The organism is Noviherbaspirillum soli (genome assembly GCF_015352955.1).
GTDB lineage: Bacteria > Pseudomonadota > Gammaproteobacteria > Burkholderiales > Burkholderiaceae_D > Noviherbaspirillum_A > Noviherbaspirillum_A soli.
Genome location: NZ_JACYOX010000027.1, coordinates 1 through 16,603 on the forward strand (window position 1 = coordinate 1; position 16,603 = coordinate 16,603).

Annotated in this window: 20 protein-coding genes; 9 read left to right on the top strand and 11 right to left on the bottom strand. The window is 65.6% G+C overall.

The window, feature by feature from the left end; genetic code table 11:
• A partial coding sequence (locus IGW04_RS26150; RefSeq protein WP_323744875.1) for an MCP four helix bundle domain-containing protein occupies positions 1-1,130 on the bottom strand: 1,130 nt, incomplete at its 3' end.
• 173 nt (positions 1,131-1,303) lie between these two features.
• Positions 1,304-1,975 carry a CAP domain-containing protein gene (locus IGW04_RS17590; RefSeq protein WP_228527174.1) on the bottom strand — a complete coding sequence of 224 codons (672 nt, stop codon included), beginning with the start codon at positions 1,973-1,975 and terminating at the stop codon, positions 1,304-1,306.
• A 162-nt stretch (positions 1,976-2,137) separates the two neighbouring features.
• Here IGW04_RS17590 and IGW04_RS17595 point away from each other — a divergent pair, with 162 nt between their 5' ends.
• Positions 2,138-2,749 carry a uracil-DNA glycosylase family protein gene (locus IGW04_RS17595; protein WP_194714391.1) on the top strand — a complete coding sequence of 204 codons (612 nt, stop codon included), beginning with the start codon at positions 2,138-2,140 and terminating at the stop codon, positions 2,747-2,749.
• Between the two features lie 4 nt (positions 2,750-2,753).
• Here the strand turns inward: IGW04_RS17595 and IGW04_RS17600 are convergent, their stop codons facing one another.
• Both IGW04_RS17600 and IGW04_RS17605 read right to left on the bottom strand, forming a co-directional pair.
• Positions 2,754-3,257, bottom strand: coding sequence for a hypothetical protein (locus IGW04_RS17600; protein ID WP_194714392.1), 504 nt, complete (start codon positions 3,255-3,257; stop codon positions 2,754-2,756).
• Positions 3,258-3,404: 147 nt separating this feature from the next.
• Positions 3,405-3,977 carry a hypothetical protein gene (locus IGW04_RS17605; protein ID WP_194714393.1) on the bottom strand — a complete coding sequence of 191 codons (573 nt, stop codon included), beginning with the start codon at positions 3,975-3,977 and terminating at the stop codon, positions 3,405-3,407.
• 218 nt (positions 3,978-4,195) lie between these two features.
• Between IGW04_RS17605 and asd the strand changes: the two genes are divergently transcribed.
• Both asd and IGW04_RS17615 read left to right on the top strand, forming a co-directional pair.
• On the top strand, positions 4,196-5,089 hold the full coding sequence (asd, locus tag IGW04_RS17610) for an archaetidylserine decarboxylase (RefSeq protein ID WP_194714394.1): 894 nt from the start codon (positions 4,196-4,198) through the stop codon (positions 5,087-5,089).
• 30 nt (positions 5,090-5,119) lie between these two features.
• Positions 5,120-5,392, top strand: a complete 273-nt coding sequence (locus IGW04_RS17615) for a cupin domain-containing protein (protein WP_194714395.1) — start codon at positions 5,120-5,122, stop codon at positions 5,390-5,392.
• Between the two features lie 38 nt (positions 5,393-5,430).
• Here IGW04_RS17615 and IGW04_RS17620 read toward each other — a convergent pair whose 3' ends face one another.
• On the bottom strand, positions 5,431-5,970 hold the full coding sequence (locus IGW04_RS17620) for a GNAT family N-acetyltransferase (protein ID WP_194714396.1): 540 nt from the start codon (positions 5,968-5,970) through the stop codon (positions 5,431-5,433).
• A 457-nt stretch (positions 5,971-6,427) separates the two neighbouring features.
• Here IGW04_RS17620 and IGW04_RS17625 point away from each other — a divergent pair, with 457 nt between their 5' ends.
• Positions 6,428-7,417, top strand: a complete 990-nt coding sequence (locus IGW04_RS17625) for a tripartite tricarboxylate transporter substrate binding protein (RefSeq protein WP_194714397.1) — start codon at positions 6,428-6,430, stop codon at positions 7,415-7,417.
• 20 nt (positions 7,418-7,437) lie between these two features.
• On the opposite strand, the gene IGW04_RS17630 is transcribed toward IGW04_RS17625, so the two are convergent.
• Positions 7,438-7,875 (bottom strand): PACE efflux transporter, encoded by a 438-nt coding sequence (locus IGW04_RS17630; RefSeq protein WP_194714398.1) that lies wholly within the window; start codon positions 7,873-7,875, stop codon positions 7,438-7,440.
• A gap of 336 nt (positions 7,876-8,211) precedes the next feature.
• Here IGW04_RS17630 and IGW04_RS17635 point away from each other — a divergent pair, with 336 nt between their 5' ends.
• Positions 8,212-9,261, top strand: a complete 1,050-nt coding sequence (locus IGW04_RS17635) for an asparaginase (RefSeq protein ID WP_323744876.1) — start codon at positions 8,212-8,214, stop codon at positions 9,259-9,261.
• Between the two features lie 158 nt (positions 9,262-9,419).
• Here IGW04_RS17635 and IGW04_RS17640 read toward each other — a convergent pair whose 3' ends face one another.
• The 4 genes from IGW04_RS17640 to IGW04_RS17655 all read right to left on the bottom strand — a co-directional run bounded on the left by IGW04_RS17640 (position 9,420) and on the right by IGW04_RS17655 (position 12,155).
• The gene (locus IGW04_RS17640; RefSeq protein ID WP_194714400.1) at positions 9,420-10,397 is read right to left on the bottom strand and encodes a Bug family tripartite tricarboxylate transporter substrate binding protein; all 978 of its coding nucleotides are present in this window, start codon (positions 10,395-10,397) and stop codon (positions 9,420-9,422) included.
• 75 nt (positions 10,398-10,472) lie between these two features.
• A complete protein-coding gene (locus IGW04_RS17645) occupies positions 10,473-11,354 on the bottom strand; it encodes a helix-turn-helix domain-containing protein (protein ID WP_194714401.1) in 882 nt (293 codons plus the stop codon).
• Between the two features lie 69 nt (positions 11,355-11,423).
• The gene (gene atpE, locus IGW04_RS17650; RefSeq protein ID WP_194714402.1) at positions 11,424-11,666 is read right to left on the bottom strand and encodes a F0F1 ATP synthase subunit C; all 243 of its coding nucleotides are present in this window, start codon (positions 11,664-11,666) and stop codon (positions 11,424-11,426) included.
• A 66-nt stretch (positions 11,667-11,732) separates the two neighbouring features.
• A complete protein-coding gene (locus IGW04_RS17655) occupies positions 11,733-12,155 on the bottom strand; it encodes a hypothetical protein (protein ID WP_194714403.1) in 423 nt (140 codons plus the stop codon).
• 224 nt (positions 12,156-12,379) lie between these two features.
• Here IGW04_RS17655 and IGW04_RS17660 point away from each other — a divergent pair, with 224 nt between their 5' ends.
• Positions 12,380-13,663, top strand: coding sequence for a phospholipase D-like domain-containing protein (locus IGW04_RS17660; protein ID WP_194714404.1), 1,284 nt, complete (start codon positions 12,380-12,382; stop codon positions 13,661-13,663).
• Between the two features lie 18 nt (positions 13,664-13,681).
• On the opposite strand, the gene IGW04_RS17665 is transcribed toward IGW04_RS17660, so the two are convergent.
• Entirely contained in the window at positions 13,682-14,185 is a 504-nt protein-coding gene (locus tag IGW04_RS17665; RefSeq protein ID WP_194714405.1) for a C40 family peptidase, read from the bottom strand.
• Positions 14,186-14,530: 345 nt separating this feature from the next.
• Here IGW04_RS17665 and IGW04_RS17670 point away from each other — a divergent pair, with 345 nt between their 5' ends.
• Genes IGW04_RS17670 through IGW04_RS17680 form a run of 3 tightly spaced genes read left to right on the top strand, consistent with a single transcriptional unit; the run spans position 14,531 to position 16,572 of the window.
• Positions 14,531-15,484, top strand: a complete 954-nt coding sequence (locus tag IGW04_RS17670; RefSeq protein WP_194714468.1) for a TerC family protein — start codon at positions 14,531-14,533, stop codon at positions 15,482-15,484.
• Positions 15,485-15,497: 13 nt separating this feature from the next.
• The gene (locus IGW04_RS17675) at positions 15,498-16,088 is read left to right on the top strand and encodes a universal stress protein (protein ID WP_194714406.1); all 591 of its coding nucleotides are present in this window, start codon (positions 15,498-15,500) and stop codon (positions 16,086-16,088) included.
• The gene (locus IGW04_RS17680) at positions 16,063-16,572 is read left to right on the top strand and encodes a universal stress protein (RefSeq protein WP_194714407.1); all 510 of its coding nucleotides are present in this window, start codon (positions 16,063-16,065) and stop codon (positions 16,570-16,572) included. The genes IGW04_RS17675 and IGW04_RS17680 overlap by 26 nt, the downstream gene beginning before the upstream one ends.
• The last annotated feature ends 31 nt before the right edge of the window (positions 16,573-16,603 follow it).

A 16,603-nucleotide genomic window follows, 5' to 3' on the forward strand; every position in this document is an offset into this window, starting at 1 on the left:
TTGAGCGCCAGGATGTTGGTCTGGAAGGCGATGCCGTCGATCACGCCGATGATGTCGACGATCTTCTTCGACGAGCTGTCGATGGCGGCCATGGTGTCGACCACCTGGGCCACCACCTCGCCGCCCTGGGTGGCCACGCCGGACGCGGTGAGCGCCAGCTGGTTGGCCTGGCGGGCATTGTCGGCATTCTGCTTCACGGTGGAGGTCAGCTCCTCCATCGACGAGGCGGTTTCCTCCAGCGAGGAAGCCTGCTGCTCGGTGCGCGAGGACAGGTCCATGTTGCCCGATGCGATTTCGCGCGCGCCGGTGGTCATGCTGTCGGCGCCGCGGCGCACATTGGCAACGATGCCGGCCAGGCTGGCCGACATCTCCCGCAGCGCCTGCATCAGCTGGCCGGTCTCGTCCTTGCTATGCACCTCGATGCGGCGCGACAGGTCGCCGTTGGCAATCGTGCGGGCGATCTCGACCGCCTGCGCCAGCGGCGCGGTGATGCTGCGCGCCAGCCACCAGGCGAAGCCGGCGGCAAACGCGATGGCCGCCGCCGCCAGGCCCAGCATCAGCGCGCGGCCGCTTTCATAGGCTGCCGCCGAGTCCTCGCCCGCCTTCTCCAGCAGCTTGTCGCCCAGCGTCACCAGGCTCTGCACCGACGCCATATAGGCCGCCTGCTCTTTAGGCATGGTCTGCATCAGCAGGTTGGTTGCCATCGCGCCGCGGCCTTCGGCCAGCATCGCCAGGAATTCCACCTGGTGCTTCTGGTAGGGTGCGCGGGCGTCGACGATGCTCTTGTAGAGCGCCTTGCCTTGTTCGGTGGTCAGGGTCTTGCCTATCCACTCCAGGTTTTCGGTGACGCGGGCAGATCCGGCCCTGATGTTGTCGAGTTCGCGCTTGACCACCTCGTCATTCTCCGACAGCACCGCATTGCGCATCGAAATGGCGATGGCGTTGATGTCGCTGTTGACCGTGAAGGCCATGCGGATCACCGGATAGCGCTGCTTGCGGATCACGTCCGACGCCTCGTTGACCACGGAAAGGCGGTTGATGCCCAGTGCCATGATGCCCACCAGCAGCAGGATGACGATGCCAAATCCCGCTGCCAGGCGGGTGCTTACCTTGAAATTAGCCAGAAACATAGTCCACGCTCGACGATTTGATTTTGTTGTCGTGCCGGCGGCTGGCCGCCGGCGTCTCCTTCAGGCATGTCGCCCGACCGCCCGGTTGAGCGGTCCTTTGTTAACGACAGGAAAAAAACTCGTCTTTAGCGTGGCGGGAAAATATTCCGGCCTGGATGGGAATGGCAGGGAAACTAGTAGGGCCGCGCCAGATCCATGGTCCAGTAGGTGGGATAGCTCGACGTGCTGCTGGCGACGCAGGCGGTGCCGATGTCGGCATAGCTGGGGTTCATGATATTGGCGCAATGGCCGGGGCTGCCCAGCCAGCCGTCCACCACGGACTGCACGCTGGTCTGCCCGGCGGCGATGTTTTCGCCGTAGGCGCTCCAGGCATAGCCGGCGCCGGTGATGCGCTGGCCGGCATTACGTCCGTCGAGGCTGGTATGGGAAAAATAGTGGTTGGCCGCCATATCGGTGGAATGGGCGCTGGCGGCGTTGAACAGGTTGGTATTCCAGGCCAGCGCCGGCGCCGGGCCGTAATAGGCCGTGCCGCAGCTGCGGCCGGCGGCGCGCGCCTGGTTGACCCGGTCCAGTATCTCCTGCTGGAAATTGGGCAGGTTGCAGGTCAGACGGGCGTCGAGGGCGCCGCCCGACGTGGTGGTCGTGGTCGTCGTCGTGGTCGTGGAGCCAGTATTGGTATTGGTGGAAACGCGCTTGCGGGCCAGCAGTTGTGTCGGCAGGTTGGCGTCGCCGACCGCAACTGAGGAAGAGAGCAGACGCGCGCCGGTTGCTTCGTCGGCGCCGCCGCCGCAGGCGGTCAGGACAATGGATGCGCCGGCAAGCAGCAATGGCAGGATGATTTTCAAGGAGGACTCCGTTTTGTTGTTTGACAGAAGCAAATATCGCCTTTCGGAAACAATTGCCCGGCGGATGGACTGATGCCAGGATGCAAAGTTCAGCGCATGGCCTTGCCCGACAGGCTTGGCGCGACGGGCGGCGACGCTGCGGCGACACAAGGCACGGGCGACATGCCTGCAAGGGTCAGCAGCCGCAGTGCCGGCGCACTCGACAGCCTGCTGCGCGAAGTGCGGGCCTGCACCGCCTGCGCCGCGCATCTGCCGCTGGGGCCGCGGCCGGTCGTGCAGCTCGGCGCCAGCGCGCGGATCCTGATCGTCGGTCAGGCGCCTGGCCTGAAGGTGCACAAGAGCGGCATACCGTGGGATGACGCCAGCGGCAGGCGGCTGCGGGAGTGGATGGGCATTGCGCCACCGGTGTTCTACGACCCGGAGCGCGTCGCCATCATTCCGATGGCCTATTGCTATCCGGGCCGGGGCAAGGGCGGCGACCTGCCGCCGCGCCGCGAATGCGCCGACCTCTGGCTGGATAGGCTGCTGGCGCAGTTGCCGGACATCCGCCTGACCCTGCTGGTGGGACAGTATGCGCAGCGGCATTTCCTCGGGGAGCGCGCCCGGGCCACGCTGACCGAGACCGTGATGGCCTGGCGCGACTACGCGCCGTCCGTGCTGCCACTGCCGCATCCATCGCCGCGCAACCAGCCCTGGTTCAGCCGGCATCCGTGGTTCGGGGAGGATGTGCTGCCGGCCCTGCAGCAGGCGGTGGCGGCGGCGCTGGCGGAATAGGCTCCTAGCCCTTGCCCCAGTGCGAAGGCATGCGCCGCGGGTCGGGGCCGTTTTCCAGGCGCCGCACCAGTCCGGTGTCGTCGATGTAGATCGTCATCATCGAATCCCAGACATTGCTTTCCCTGTAGGGATAATTCCAGGCCCGCATGCCGGGATGGCGGTAGACCCTGACTTCGCTGGGCGCGCCCACGATGCGCAGCACCTGTTCCTGCCGGGTCACGCCGGGAACGATGCGGGCGAAGCTTTCCGTGGTCAGCACCTGGGTCAGGGACTGCAGCCGGCCGTCCGGGCCGATGCGCGCCATGTCGGTGGTCTGGCCCATCGGGCCGCGCATGTACTCCAGCAGGCGGGCGTCGCCGTCCTGGTAGACGTGGGTGGGCTGGCCAAGGCGGGCCAGCACCTCGGCTTCAGGCGCGCCCGGCGCAAGGGCGGGGCCGCCGAGGCCGGCGCAGGCGGCAAGCAGCAGGGCGGATGCGGCGGAAGCGGCACGGCGTAACAGGGAAACCATTATTTTCGGATACCGGATCAGATGGCTGGCGATCCAGATTAGCCGCGCGTACCGGCAACCGTCAATCGAACTTGGGCGGCAGGCGATCAGGCCGTTTGCGGCTTCACAAACCCCGGCCGCACCGGTGCCAGGCCGACAACAGGCGCCTCAGGCGGCCCGTCGCCAGAACCTGGACAGCCAGCTGCGTCCATTGGACGCCTGCCGGGCGGATGCCGGCGCCCGTGCATCGCCTGTCTGGCCTGTCTGCATGTCGACTGTACGTGCCTGGTCATGGCTGGCGGGTTTGACAGGCGCGATATATTCCAGAAGCTTCATCTGGTTCTGCAGCACGCCGATGATCTGGTCCTTGGCCATCAGTTCCGCCCGCTGGGATTCCAGTTGCTGGCGCCGCGCCGCCGCTTCCAGCGACAGCATGCGCTCCAGCAGTTCGATGCGCTGCTGCGCACCCTTGAGTTCGGTTTCCAGCACCGCGTGGACAGTCGGGTCGACAGCGCTGTCGGCACCGCCGTCCTGTGTGTCGAAATTGACATTCTTCACTGCCTGGCCGACCGGATTGAGTTTCAGCTGGCCATACACCCGCTGCAACTCGGCTGTATCGATGCCCGGCTTGCCTGTCTCGAGTGTGGTCCACGACAACTTTCCGCTGTCGCGGTCGTTGTAAAGTGTCTGGCGGGTCTTGCCAACCAGCCGGGACGCTTCCGATATCGATACCACCGCCATGCCATCCTCCTTCGCGAAGCGGGAAATGTCGCCCAAACAGCAGGGACAGTCAAGCCTGGATGTCCGGTTACAGCCCATTTGCCTGTAAAAAATACAGAATTTGACACCAGGCAATCGGCTGTCTTTGCTGTCTGTCTTCTGCATGCCCGCGGCCGGCCGCAGTGGCCGGCGCCCGGGCACCGCTATAATCTCTATTCCTTTTTGCCACAGGTTCCGCCGTGTCCGATCGCACCGCTGTCTTGCCGCAGTACCTTTTCCCCAAACATGCAATGACGGTATTCGCCGGCCTGGTGGCCAATGGCCGGTGGGGCGGCATCACCACGGCCATCATCCGCCGCTTCGTGCGGAAGTACAGGGTCGACATGAGCGAGGCGGCCAATCCCGATATCGCCAGCTACGACAGCTTCAACGCCTTCTTCACCCGCGCGCTGCGCGCCGGCGTCCGGCCGCTGTCGGAGGCAGCTTATATCTGCCCGGTTGACGGCGCGCTCAGCCAGTTCGGCCCGATCGAACAGGACCAGATCTTCCAGGCCAAGGGCCATTACTATTCGACCACCGCGCTTGTGGGCGGCGATGCAAAACTGGCGGCGCAGTTCCGCAACGGCAGCTTCGCCACGATCTACCTGAGCCCGCGCGACTACCATCGCATCCACATGCCGTGCGACGGCCGGCTGATCCGGATGATCTATATTCCCGGCACGCTGTTCTCGGTCAATCCGACCACGGCGCGCGGCGTGCCGGGACTGTTTGCCCGCAACGAGCGGGTGGTCTGCGTGTTCGACTCCGACAACGGTCCCTTCGTGCTGACGCTGGTCGGCGCCACCATCGTCGGCAGCATGGCCACGGTGTGGCATGGCGTGGTCAATCCGCCGCGCACGAAGCAGGTACGGGAATGGACTTATGCGCCGGGCGAGGTCAGCCTGAAGAAGGGCGAGGAAATGGGCCGCTTCCTGCTGGGCTCCACGGTGGTGCTGCTGTTTCCGGAAAACACGCTGGGCTTCCAGCAGGAATGGGAAGCGGCGCGGCCGGTGCGGCTGGGGGAAACCCTGGGCCATCCGCGCATGGGGCAGACCCATGTCAGTTTCGGCGAACCGGGCAGCAGCACCGTTTGAGCCTGCACAAAACAACCAGCGGGAGACAACATGGAGCAAGATCAATTCGTCGAGCTGCTGCGACAGGAAGGTTTCGAGCAGCTCGTGACCGTGGAGCGCGAGCCGAACGGCACGCTGGACCTGCACCGGCATCCGTTCGAAGCCAAGGCGCTGATCCTGGCTGGCGAACTGCGCCTGGTGCAGGACGGCCAGGAACAGGTTTGCCGGCGCGGCGACCTGTTCCACCTGCCGCCGAATGCGCCGCACTCCGAGAGCTACGGCCCGGAAGGCGTGCGCTACCTGGTGGGCCGCAAGCCGGTCTGACGCCGCGCGGCACGAGTCGCACCGGTCGGGATGCGGCGTCAGCCCGGCCTGCCGTGCGGCGGCATCGAAAGCAGACGCCGGTAGCGCAGCAGGTGCAGCGGCGCGCCGGTCAGTTTCAGATCAACCTGGCTGGCGCCATCGGCCTCGAAGCCATGCGCCTCGTAGAATCGCCTGGCCTGCAGGTTGGTCTCCAGCACCCACAATGTCAGCGCCTGCCAGCGCCGTTCAGCGGCGGCAGCCAGCAGCCGCGCCATCATGCTGCGTCCCAGGCCGCGCCGCCAATGCGCGGGCAGCAGGTTGATGGCCACCAGCTCGCCGGTGCCGACGGCGGCGTCGGCGTCGCGCGACGCACCATAGACGAAAAAGCCAATGATGTCCCCGCCTGGGCCGAGCACCACATCGGTCGCCATTGCCGCCGGCGCAGACAAGGCGCGCCGCCAGCTGGTGACCCGGCGCACGCTGTCCATGCGGTCCAGGAAATCCTGCGGCATCAGGCCGGCGTAAGCCTGCCGCCAGGCCAGTATCTGGATGCGGGCAATGGCGAATGCGTCGTCTTCGACGGCGGACCTGATCGACATGAACAAACCTCCCCGGCAGAACTTGCGGCAAGATGCAAAACGGACAGCGGACTGCTCCAAGGTCGCGCAGCAGGCGCTTTCAATGCCACCAAAGGCGGCATCTTCGGTCATCCATGCACTTCCAGCAATGCATGGCGAAAGTCATGAGCCGCGGCCGGATGGCGCCTGGCCAACGGCCAGGCTGGGCACCGGTGCTCACCGTACTTTTTTGCAACCCGAAGAATCGCGGCGGCAGAGTCGCCCGCACATTTACAGCATGGGCATGACCCGATACACTAGCCCTCCATTGCAGAATCAAGTACTGCAATGCAGAACAATATGGCGCGATCGCTTTGCTTCCTTTTCAAGCGTATCGTGTCGAGAACCTTACCGCCATCGGATGCAGTCTTGCATAGCAGAATATTCAAGCGCTTTCATTGTGTCTGAATGGCAGCCACCGACCCGACCGGAGACCCGCATGACCAACAGCAGATTCCATTTCACCCGACGCGACTTTCTGAAGGCCACGGCCGCCGCCGGCGCCGCCATTGCGGCGCCCGGCCTGGCCCAGGCGCAGGCCTATCCGTCCCGCCCGATCCGGCTGCTCTGCCCGTGGCCGGCTGGCGGCTCCACCGACGTCGTGATGCGCGCCTTTGCCGAAAGCGCGGGCAAGGCGCTGGGTACGCAGATGATCGTGGAAAACCGGCCGGGCGCCGGCGGCATCCTCGGCGCGGTGGAGATGGTCAAGGCCAAGCCGGACGGCTACACCATCACCCAGACGCCGCTGGGCGTGTTCCGCGTGCCGCACATGCAGAAAGTGCAGTTCGACCCGCTGAAGGACCTGAGCTATATCGCCTGCCTGACCGGCTATACCTTCGGCCTGGTGGTGCGCGCCGATTCGCCGATCAAGTCGATGAAGGACCTGGTCGAGTATGCCAAGGCCAATCCCGACACCTTCACCTATGGCTCGACCGGCACCGGCACCACGCCGCACCTGGTGATGGAACAGTTCGCCAAGCGCGCCGGCATCAAGCTGCAGCACATTCCCTACAAGGGCAACGCCGATGGCATGCAGGCGCTGCTGGGCAACCATGTGATGGCCCACAGCGACGCCACCGGCTGGGGCCCGTTCGTCGATGCCGGCCGCTGCCGCCTGCTGGCGGTGTATGGCAGCAAGCGCGCCAAGCGCTGGCCGGATGTGCCGACCCTGCTCGAACTGGGCTACCAGACCGTGTCGGATTCGCCGTTCGGCGTGGCCGGCCCGGCCGGCATGGACCCGGCCATCGTCAAGAAGCTGCATGACGCCTTCAAGAAATCGCTGGAAGATCCGGCCCTGCTGTCGGTGCTGGAAAAGTATGACCAGTCGGTGATCTATCTCGACAGCGCCGCCTATACGAAATTTGCGCGCGAGACCTTTGAGGCGGAGCGGGAAACCATCCACAGCCTGGGCCTGCAGGCCAAGAGCTAAGCAGGCGTCGCGGCCCGGCCTCAGGGCCGCGACGGCGCCGGGCCGGCCGAGGCCGGCAGGCCGAAGATGCGGTCGAAGCACCAGTTGAAGACAAAGGTGTAGGCAAGGAAGAATGCGGCCAGCCCGAGATCCATCACCAGCGCGCGCAGCAGGCTCACTTCCAGCCACCAGGCAATCAGCGGCACCAGCAGCAGCACCAGCCCCGCCTCGAAGATCGCCGCATGCGCCATCCGGCGCGCCACGCTGCGGCCGCGCACCTGCTGGCGCGCTTCCCAGGCCTCGAACATCATCGTAAAGAAGAAATTCCACAGCACCGCCACTACCGACGTCGCCACCGACAACACGCCCGCATGGCCCAGGCCACGGTCCGACAGCGCTGCAAAGCCCAGGCTGCACACCACGATCGCAATCGCCTCGAACACCCCCACGTACACCACCTTGCGTTTGATTCCCTGCACTGGCTGACCCTCTCTTGACGATTCCGGACCACATTATAGGAACTGACGCCAAAACCGCCGGCATGCGCCTTGCAAAACGGGAAGCGAAACTGGCTACAACCATTGCCGCCACGGCACTACAATGATGCCGCCGCCGCGAGGCGGCTTTCTTATACCAGTCCCAACCCATGACATGCCTGATGAAACCGATGGTTTTTTTCGTCCGGCAAGACGGGTGAGGAGCCAACAGCCAGCTATTGACGACGATCCCGACGCAGCCAGGCGGAAAAGGACACGGCTTCATGGCGCGTCATGGGTTGGGTTGGTATCCATAATGACGATAAAAAGAGGCAAACAGTGAGATTCAAAAAAGCGTTATTCGGCATCAGCCTGCTGGCCGCCGCTTCCGCCGCGGGCGCGCAAAACCTGCCGCAGGTGCAGTTCATCGCCACCGGCGGCACCATCGCGATGAAGATCGATCCGGTCAAGAATGCGCCGGTGCCGGCCATTTCCGGCGACGACCTGCTGGCCACCGTGCCCGACGTCGCCAAGTACGCGTCCATCCAGGTCAACAACCTGTCCAACGTGCCTTCCGACTACATGGACCCGGCGCGCTGGATCGAACTGACGCGCGCCGTGCAGGCCGCGCTCGACAAGCCCGAGGTGGCCGGCGTGATCGTCTCGCATGGCACCGACACGCTGGAGGAAACCGCGTTCTGGCTCGACCTGACCGTGAAATCGGCCAAGCCGGTGGTGCTGATCGGCGCCCAGCGCAATGCCTCGTCGTCCGACTTCGACGGCCCGCGCAACCTGCTCAACGCGGTGCGCATCGCGGTCGACCAGCAGTCGCAGCAGAAGGGCGTGATGCTGGCCATGAACAACCAGATCAACTCGGCCCGCTACGTCACCAAAACCCATACCTCGAATGTGGAAACCTTCAACTCCGGCGACTTCGGCTTCCTGGGCGAGGTCTATCCCGACCGGGTGATGTATGCCAACGCGCCGGTGCGCCGGCAGAACATTGCCATCCGCACGGACAAGATGCCCGAGGTGGAGATCGTGGCGATGTATGGCGGCGCCGACGGCATGGCGCTGCGCCAGGCAGTGGACCGCGGCGTGCGCGGCATCGTGGTGCAGGCGCTGGGCATGGGCAACATGAACATGCCGATGTTCGAGGCGGTGAAATACGCGCTGTCGAAGAACGTGCCGGTGGTGGTGTCGACCCGCGTGCACAATGGCCGCGTGCTGCCCAACTACGGCTTCGTCGGCGGCGGCAAGACCACCGCCGACGCCGGCGCCGTGATGGCCGACGACCTGAAGCCGGCCAAGGCGCGCATCCTGCTGATGCTGCTGCTGCAAAGCGGCGTCAGCAGCCAGGCGGATCTGCAGGCGGCGTTCAACCGCTAGGAAGTGTCTGGCCTGGCTGGCATCAGCCGGCATGGTGCAATGCCCCTTCGGGGGATTGCACCTACGCCACTTGCGTCGACAGGCGCATGGCAAGGAGGCGGGATGCAGTGCGGCACGGCGCTCGCATCATTCAGGCTGGGCCGGCCGAACAGGCTTTGCTAATCCAGCCTGATCTGGTTCTTCTGGATCACCGGCTGCCAGCGCGCCAGGTCGGACTTCAGCGTGGCGCGGAACTGGGCCGGCGTGCCGCCCACAGGCTCCATCAGCTGGGCCTGCAGCCTGCCCTTCACCTCGTCCTCGTGGAGGATGCGCGCGATCTCCTTCTGCAGGCGGTCGATGATGGCCGACGGCGTGCCGGCCGGTGCGATGAAGCCCATCCAGGCGTCGCCCTGGATATCCGGCAGGCCGGCCTCGCCCAGCGTCGGCAGTTCGGGCAGCACCGCGGAACGCCTGGCGGTGGCGACCGCCAGCGCATCGAGCCTGCCGGCCCGCACATGCGGCATGACGGCCGCCGCCGGCAGCACCGCCATCTGGGTATCGCCGGCCAGGATGGAAGCCACCGCCTGGCCCGAGCCGGGATAGGGCACATGCACGATCTCGGTGCCGCTGCGCGCCGCCAGCGCAGCCATGGCCAGGTGCGAGATGCTGCCGGTGCCCATGGACGCGTAATTGAACTTGCCCGGATTGCCGCGCAGCCGCGCCAGCAGCGACGGCATGTCGGCCGCGCCGGTATCGCGCGACACCACCAGCACGCTGGGCTGGGTGGCGGCGATGCTGATCGGCGCGATGTCGGTCTGCGGATTGTAGGGCAGCTTCCCGAACAGCACCGTGTTGGCCGCCAGCGGACCGGAAATGGTGACGCCCAGCGTATAGCCGTCCGGCGCCGCCTTGGCCACCGCGTCGGTGCCGATATTGCCGGCCGCGCCCGGCTTGTTTTCCACCACCACCGGCTTGCCCAGGCTGTGCGAGAGCCGGTCCGACACGATGCGGGCCACGATGTCCGGCGTCGAGCCGGGCCCGAAGGCGACGATCACCCGCAGCGGCCTTGCCGGCCACTGCTGCGCGCCTGCATGGCCGGCGCTGCACAGCAGCGCGGCGCTGGCCAAGCCGGCCATGATCAGTCGGATGGTCTTCATGCCTGTTCTCCTGAAAAGTCCAGGCCGATTGTCTCATCGGGAAACGCGCAATGGTAGCGCCCGCCATGGCGCGCGTCAGGCGCTTGCGCCGTCCGCTTGGGCATGGGCCTGGAACCAGGCGGCGGTAGCGGCATCGGCCGGGAAGAAGGATTCGATGCGCAGTTCATGCACCGTGACGTCGCGCGGCGTGCCCATGGTCGCGATGGTGGTGAACAGGCGCAGCTCGGTATCGCCCTTGCGCAGCGCGACGGTCATGAAGGGCAGGGTGTGGCTGTCGGGATTGACGGCGCGCGCCGCCTCGCGCACGCCGGGCAGGGTCAAGAGCGATTCGAGCAGCCGGGTCGCCTCGCTGCCGGGGCCGTCGGCCATGGCTTCGCGCTGCACCCAGTGCAGCAGGTCGGCGCAGACTTCCTGCCAGTTCTGCAGGCAGGGCCGGATGCCGTGCGGGTCCAGCATCAGCCTGACCACATTGACGCCCTCGGCCGGCAGCGGCTGGCCCGGCGCCAGGCCCAGCAGCCAGCCCATCAGCCGCCGCGCCGGCTGGTTGAGCATCACCAGCTTCCACAGGCGGTCCACCACCAGCGCCGGATAGGGCGCCTGCTGGGCCAGCATGAAGTCCAGCGCCTGCCTGACCGCGGCCAGCTCCGGGTCCGTCAGCGAGCGTTCCCGGTAGGCCGGGGCGAAGCCGGCCGCCAGCAGCATCGCATTGCGCTGGCGCAGCGGAATGTCGAGCGCGTTGCCGAGCCGGACGATCAGTTCGCGGCTTGGCTGGGAACGGCCGCTCTCCAGGAAGCTGATATGGCGCTGCGAAATCCCGCTTTCGGCCGACAGCCGCAGCTGGCTGTAGCCGCGCCTGGCGCGCCAGTAGCGCAGCGACTGCGCGAAGTCGCGGAACAGGCTTTCGGCGGCGGGCAGCCCCGTGTCCTGCTCGATATGCGTTGCCTGCCATCCCGCCATGTCCATGCTCCCCGTCAGTGATGCAACCCTGTGATATCGCTCATGGTCCGAAGCCGCAGCATAACCAACTCAGCCGGCGAAGGGATTGGCGAAGGCGAACAGCATCGCCACCCCGACGCCGATCAGGAAGTTCGCATCGATCAGCCCGGCCAGCAGGAACATCTTCACCTGCAGCGTGTTGATCAGCTCCGGCTGGCGCGCCGAGGCTTCCAGGTAGCGGCCGCCCATCAGCGCGATGCCGATGCAGGCGCCCACCGCGCCCAGGCCGATGATGATGCCGCAGGCAAGCGCGACATAGGCAATGTTGTTCATGACGGTTCCTTTCGGTTGGCGATGGATGAGGTAATGCGGCCCGGAGACTGGCCCCGTGAGCCTGTCTCAGGGGCTGGTGCGGGCCGGCCCGCGCCGCATGCCGGATGACGCCATCAGCCCCGCATGCTGCCAGGCGGCGAAAGCCAGCACGCAGGCTGCCTGCAGGCCGAGATAGGCCGCCGCCAGAGACGTCGGCGCCTGGCCGGGCAGCGCCATCAGCGCCAGGCAGGCCGCCGCCCATGCGCCATTGCCGGCGATGATGAGCCGCAGCAGCCACGGCCAGACGCGGTCGGTATAGGCCAGCACCAGAAGCAAATTGGCATAGCCCAGAAGGAAGATGCCGGTGTAAAGCAGCAGGCGGCTGTCGAGCGCCAGCCATTGCGTCAGCATGCGGTTCGCCAGCAGTTGCAGCAGCGCCAGCGCGCCGCTGGCGGCCGCGTCGGCCAGCAGGGCAGCCTTGAGCATGCCCGAGGGATGGATGGTTTTCATGGCCGGATCTCCTTGTCGACGTGGTGATGGCCCATTCTCTCGACGCGCCCCGGCAAAACGGCGCTTCGGCGCCGGCAGGCCCGCCTGCAGAAACATGCATCTCGAATGCAAAACATTGCGACTTTTCAACATCTTGTTTTTCCTGCAATAGACAATCCGGTACAGGCCATGCCGGCTTTCTTTCCTCCTACTATCACCAACCAGCGCTCATACCGCCAAGCCCGATGAACGATTCCCCTGGCAGCCACACCCTGCTGTATCTGGCCCTGGCCAGCCTGACCATCATCCTGCTGCTGATTGCCATCATCTGGTCGCACCGGCGCCATCGCGATCCCAAGCTGCGCATCGAATGCCAGGCATCGATCGGCGAGCTGGTCCCGTCGCTGGCCGGCCTGACGCTGGGCACGGCTGTGGCAGGCAATGCGGTGACGGTGCATGAGAACGGCGCCTTCTTCGACGTGCTGGTCGCGCGCATCGGCGCTGCGCGCAAGTCGGTGCATTTCGAGACCTTCCTGTGGAGCGAGGGCGCGCTGGAAAAGCGGGTAGCCGACGCCCTGTCGGAGCGGGCCCGCGCCGGCGTGCAGGTGCGCGTGATGCTCGATGCGAACGGCTCGGGCAAGATGGGCAAGGCGGCGCGCCGGCAGATGGAAGGGGCCGGCTGCAAGGTCGTCTTCTTCCATGACAATTCCTTTCGCAACATCGGCGTGCTGAATGACCGAACCCACCGCAAGATCGTGATCATCGACGGCCTCGAAGCCTTCGTCGGCGGCCATTGCATCAAGGATGAATGGCTGGGCAATGCAGAGGATGCGCATCACTACAGCGACGTCAGCGTGCAGTTGCGCGGCCCCATCGTGCATGCGATACAGGGCGCCTTCAGCGAGAACTGGACCGGCGAGACCGGCGAGCTGTTCGTCGGCGAGGATGTGTTTCCGGCACTGAAGCCCGAGGGCGACGTGCTGATCCATGCCGCCTTCCTGAAGCCCGAGAACTCGGCGCCGGCGGTCAAGATCCTGCATCACACCGCGATCTGCCTGGCCAGGAAGCGCATCTGGATACAGAACCCGTACTTCATTCCCGAGCCGGACGCGATCGACGCCTTCGGCCAGGCGGTGGCGCGCGGCGTGGATGTGCGGGTGCTGATGCCCGCCACCAGCGGCAGCGACAACCCCATGGTGCAGCATGCCGGCCATCGCAACTTCGAAAAGCTGATGCGCTGCGGCGTGCGCCTGTTCGAGTACCCGGATACCCTGCTGCACCAGAAGATCATGACGGTCGATGGCATATGGAGCGCGGTCGGCTCATCCAACTTCGACGACCGCTCCTTCGAGACCAATGACGAGATCATGCTGGGCATCAAGGACGAAGCCATTGCGCAGCGCTTCGATGCGATCTTCGAAAAATACGCAGCCGGCGCCAGGGAGGTCGACCTGGAGCAGTGGACCCGGCGCAGCCTGTGGCACAAGCTCAAGGACCATGCCTTCTACACGATCAACGAGCTGCTGTAATACCCATTCCGATGCGGGTCAGTCCAGCAGCGTCCGGGCCGCTTCGAAACGCTCGGACCAGTAGCGGGTGGCGAGGTTTTCCACCCGCACCCGGCCGCGCGCGCTGGGCGCATGGATGAAGTCGCCGTTGCCGAGGTAGATCCCGACATGGGAATAGGAATGGCCCAGCGTGTTGAAGAACACCAGGTCGCCAGTGCGCAGCTGCCCCGGCCCGACCGGCCGGCCCTCGCGCGCCAGCGCAGCGGCATTGCCCTTCAGGGGCAGGGAAGCCGCCTCGCGGTACACATGGGTGACCAGCCCCGAACAGTCCAGCCCGGCCGATGGATTCTTGCCGCCGAACTGGTAGCCGGTCTGAAGCAGCATCAGCGCATACATGCCGACTTCCCGCGCGGCCGGCGAAGCCATCGGCTCATCGCGGAAGGCGGCGGCGGTGATGCGGTTCGTCGGCGCGCGCGGCGGGCTGGCGCAGCCGGCGAGGATCAGTGCAAGCAGGAAGAGGACGGGATAAAGAATGCGTTTCATGCGCTTCGGTGCCGGGTGACAGTACGGGATTGAATGGGAGCGGGCCTGGCTGCCGAGCTTACCTGAACTTCCCCTTGCCCGATGGCCGCGGGCGGCCGCCGCGCGCATTTCCCGCCTGCGCCCGACATCGAAAAAACCGATCTGTATTGAAAATTTATTCTACTTGTCCGATGTGCCGGCTTGGCTGACACTGAAGATCACCAACCGTCGTCGTGGTAGTGGTGGCAGGCGCCGCCACGCCGCCACGCCGTCAGTGGCGGCACGCCGGCCAATGCGCCGGCGCCCTCTGGCCCACCGCCTCAAGGAGCAATCGTGCAGGACATCGATAGTTTCGCGACGCCGTCAATGTGGGTCGCCTTCATCGCCTTCGTGCTTGCCATGCTGGCGCTCGACCTGTTCGTGCTGGGTGGCAAGAAGGCGCACCGCGTGTCGGTCAGGGAAGCATCGGCCTGGGTCGCCGCCTGGGTGACGCTTGCCCTGTCCTTCGGTGCGCTGCTGTGGTGGCATCTCGACGGCAGCGTCGGCCGTGAAGTCGCCAACCGCAAGGCGCTGGAGTTCGTCACCGGCTACCTGATCGAGCAGTCGCTGTCGGTGGACAACATGTTCGTCTTCGTGATGATCTTCACCTACTTCGCGGTGCCGCCCGAACTGCAGCGCCGCGTGCTGCTGTATGGCGTGCTGGGCGCGATCGCAATGCGCGCCGGCATGATCCTGGCAGGCGTCTGGGTAGTGCGGGAGTTCGCCTGGGTGCTTTATGTGTTCGGCGCCTTCCTGGTCGTCACCGGCATCAAGATGCTGGTGTTCGCCGACAAGAAGCCCGACCTCGAGCGCAATCCATTGCTGCGCTGGCTGCGCGGCCACATGCGCATCACGGCGGGCTTCCACGGCCAGGCATTCTTCGTGCGCCGGGAGGGCCTGCTGTATGCCACGCCGATGTTCCTGGTGCTGGTGATGATCGAAGCCAGCGACCTGGTGTTCGCGGTGGACAGCATTCCGGCGATCTTCGCCGTCACCACCGATCCCTTCATCGTCTTCACGTCCAACATCTTCGCGATCATGGGCCTGCGCGCGCTGTACTTCCTGCTGGCCGACATGGCGGACCGCTTCCACCTGCTGAAGTATGGCCTGGCCATCGTGCTGGTATTCATCGGCGGCAAGATGCTGGCAATGCCCTGGTTCCACATGCCGGTGCAATGGTCACTGGCCATTGTCGGCGGCATCATCGCGATGTCGGTGATCCTGAGCCTGCGGTTGTCGCAGCGCAAGGCACCACAGATTGTCCATGACTCCTCCCGATGAGAGGCTATCCACCATGTCCAATGCATCCATCAACCACACCGAACCTGAAGGGCGCGACAGCGCGCCCAAGCCGTGCCACAGGCAACGCGACGCTGACGAACGGCTCATCGCGGTCACATTCCAGTCGCAAGCGACTTCATGTCCTGATACGCCTGATGACGACTGGCTTGTCGCACTCGATGGATCGGAACACGCGCTGCAGGCCCTGGACGTGGCCATGCGGCTTTCCATGGAGAGCGGAAAACGCGTGCTCGATCTGGTCAATGTGCAGCCCTGGCTGAGCAGGGAAGCCGCTGAAACCGAGCTGCCCAGACGCGGCTGGGCAGCGGCCGCCGAAGCTTGCGCCAGGCTGGACGAGCGCGAGTCGGGGTGGCGGCTTCATGTGCTGATGGGCGACCCCGCAGCAGGCATCGTGGACACGGCCAGATCGCTCGGCAGCCGGGGCATCGTCATCGGCGCGCGCGGCCTTTCGGCAACCGCGTCGCTGCTGCTCGGCTCGGTGGCGCAGCAGGTGGTCCACTCGGCGGAAAGGCCGGTGCTCGTCGTGCGCGGTGATGCGCAACTACAGGAGAAACGCCATGTTGAAGATACTCATTCCAGTTGACGGCTCCAGCAATGCCCGGCATGCCGTGCGGCATGTGCTGCGCCAGTTCAGATGCAACCCGGGGATGAACATCCATCTCCTGAACGTGCAGCCGCCGTTCTCCAGGAATGTCACCCGCTTCGCCGGCAGGGCCGCCGTCAACGCCGCCCACCAGGAAGCGTCCAGGGAAGCGCTGCAGGCAAGCAGACGGATGCTCGACGAAGCCGGCGCGCCGTACACGGTGCATTACGCGGTCGGCGAAAGGGCAAGCCTGATTGCGGAGGTCGCCCGGGACCTGCGCTGCGATCACATCGTCATGGGCACCGCGCGCAAGAGCTCGCTGATCCGGACCTTCGAGGACTCCGTCACCAACAAGGTGCTTGAACTGACGACCGTGCCGGTCGTCGTGATCGCTGGCGACCCGGCATCGAGGGCGGAACGTTACGGCATTCCCGCCGGGGTCGGCGCCGGGCTGGCATTGCTGGTGGCGGCTGCTGCGGAGTAGGGGGCATTGCGGCCGGCGCGCTGCCGGCCGC

Excerpts from the sequence above, each read along its gene's own strand:
- IGW04_RS17620 (WP_194714396.1), bottom strand. The coding sequence starts at position 5,970 with ATGTCGATCAGGTCCGCCGTCGAAGACGACGCATTCGCCATTGCCCGC.
- IGW04_RS17605 (WP_194714393.1), bottom strand. The coding sequence starts at position 3,977 with ATGGCGGTGGTATCGATATCGGAAGCGTCCCGGCTGGTTGGCAAGACC.
- IGW04_RS17595 (WP_194714391.1), top strand. The coding sequence starts at position 2,138 with ATGCCTGCAAGGGTCAGCAGCCGCAGTGCCGGCGCACTCGACAGCCTG.
- IGW04_RS17645 (WP_194714401.1), bottom strand. The coding sequence starts at position 11,354 with ATGGCGGGATGGCAGGCAACGCATATCGAGCAGGACACGGGGCTGCCC.
- IGW04_RS17680 (WP_194714407.1), top strand. The coding sequence starts at position 16,063 with ATGTTGAAGATACTCATTCCAGTTGACGGCTCCAGCAATGCCCGGCAT.
- IGW04_RS17625 (WP_194714397.1), top strand. The coding sequence starts at position 6,428 with ATGACCAACAGCAGATTCCATTTCACCCGACGCGACTTTCTGAAGGCC.
- IGW04_RS17660 (WP_194714404.1), top strand. The coding sequence starts at position 12,380 with ATGAACGATTCCCCTGGCAGCCACACCCTGCTGTATCTGGCCCTGGCC.
- IGW04_RS17670 (WP_194714468.1), top strand. The coding sequence starts at position 14,531 with ATGTGGGTCGCCTTCATCGCCTTCGTGCTTGCCATGCTGGCGCTCGAC.
- atpE (WP_194714402.1), bottom strand. The coding sequence starts at position 11,666 with ATGAACAACATTGCCTATGTCGCGCTTGCCTGCGGCATCATCATCGGC.
- IGW04_RS17615 (WP_194714395.1), top strand. The coding sequence starts at position 5,120 with ATGGAGCAAGATCAATTCGTCGAGCTGCTGCGACAGGAAGGTTTCGAG.
- IGW04_RS17675 (WP_194714406.1), top strand. The coding sequence starts at position 15,498 with ATGTCCAATGCATCCATCAACCACACCGAACCTGAAGGGCGCGACAGC.
- IGW04_RS17600 (WP_194714392.1), bottom strand. The coding sequence starts at position 3,257 with ATGGTTTCCCTGTTACGCCGTGCCGCTTCCGCCGCATCCGCCCTGCTG.
- IGW04_RS17640 (WP_194714400.1), bottom strand. The coding sequence starts at position 10,397 with ATGAAGACCATCCGACTGATCATGGCCGGCTTGGCCAGCGCCGCGCTG.
- IGW04_RS17655 (WP_194714403.1), bottom strand. The coding sequence starts at position 12,155 with ATGAAAACCATCCATCCCTCGGGCATGCTCAAGGCTGCCCTGCTGGCC.
- IGW04_RS17665 (WP_194714405.1), bottom strand. The coding sequence starts at position 14,185 with ATGAAACGCATTCTTTATCCCGTCCTCTTCCTGCTTGCACTGATCCTC.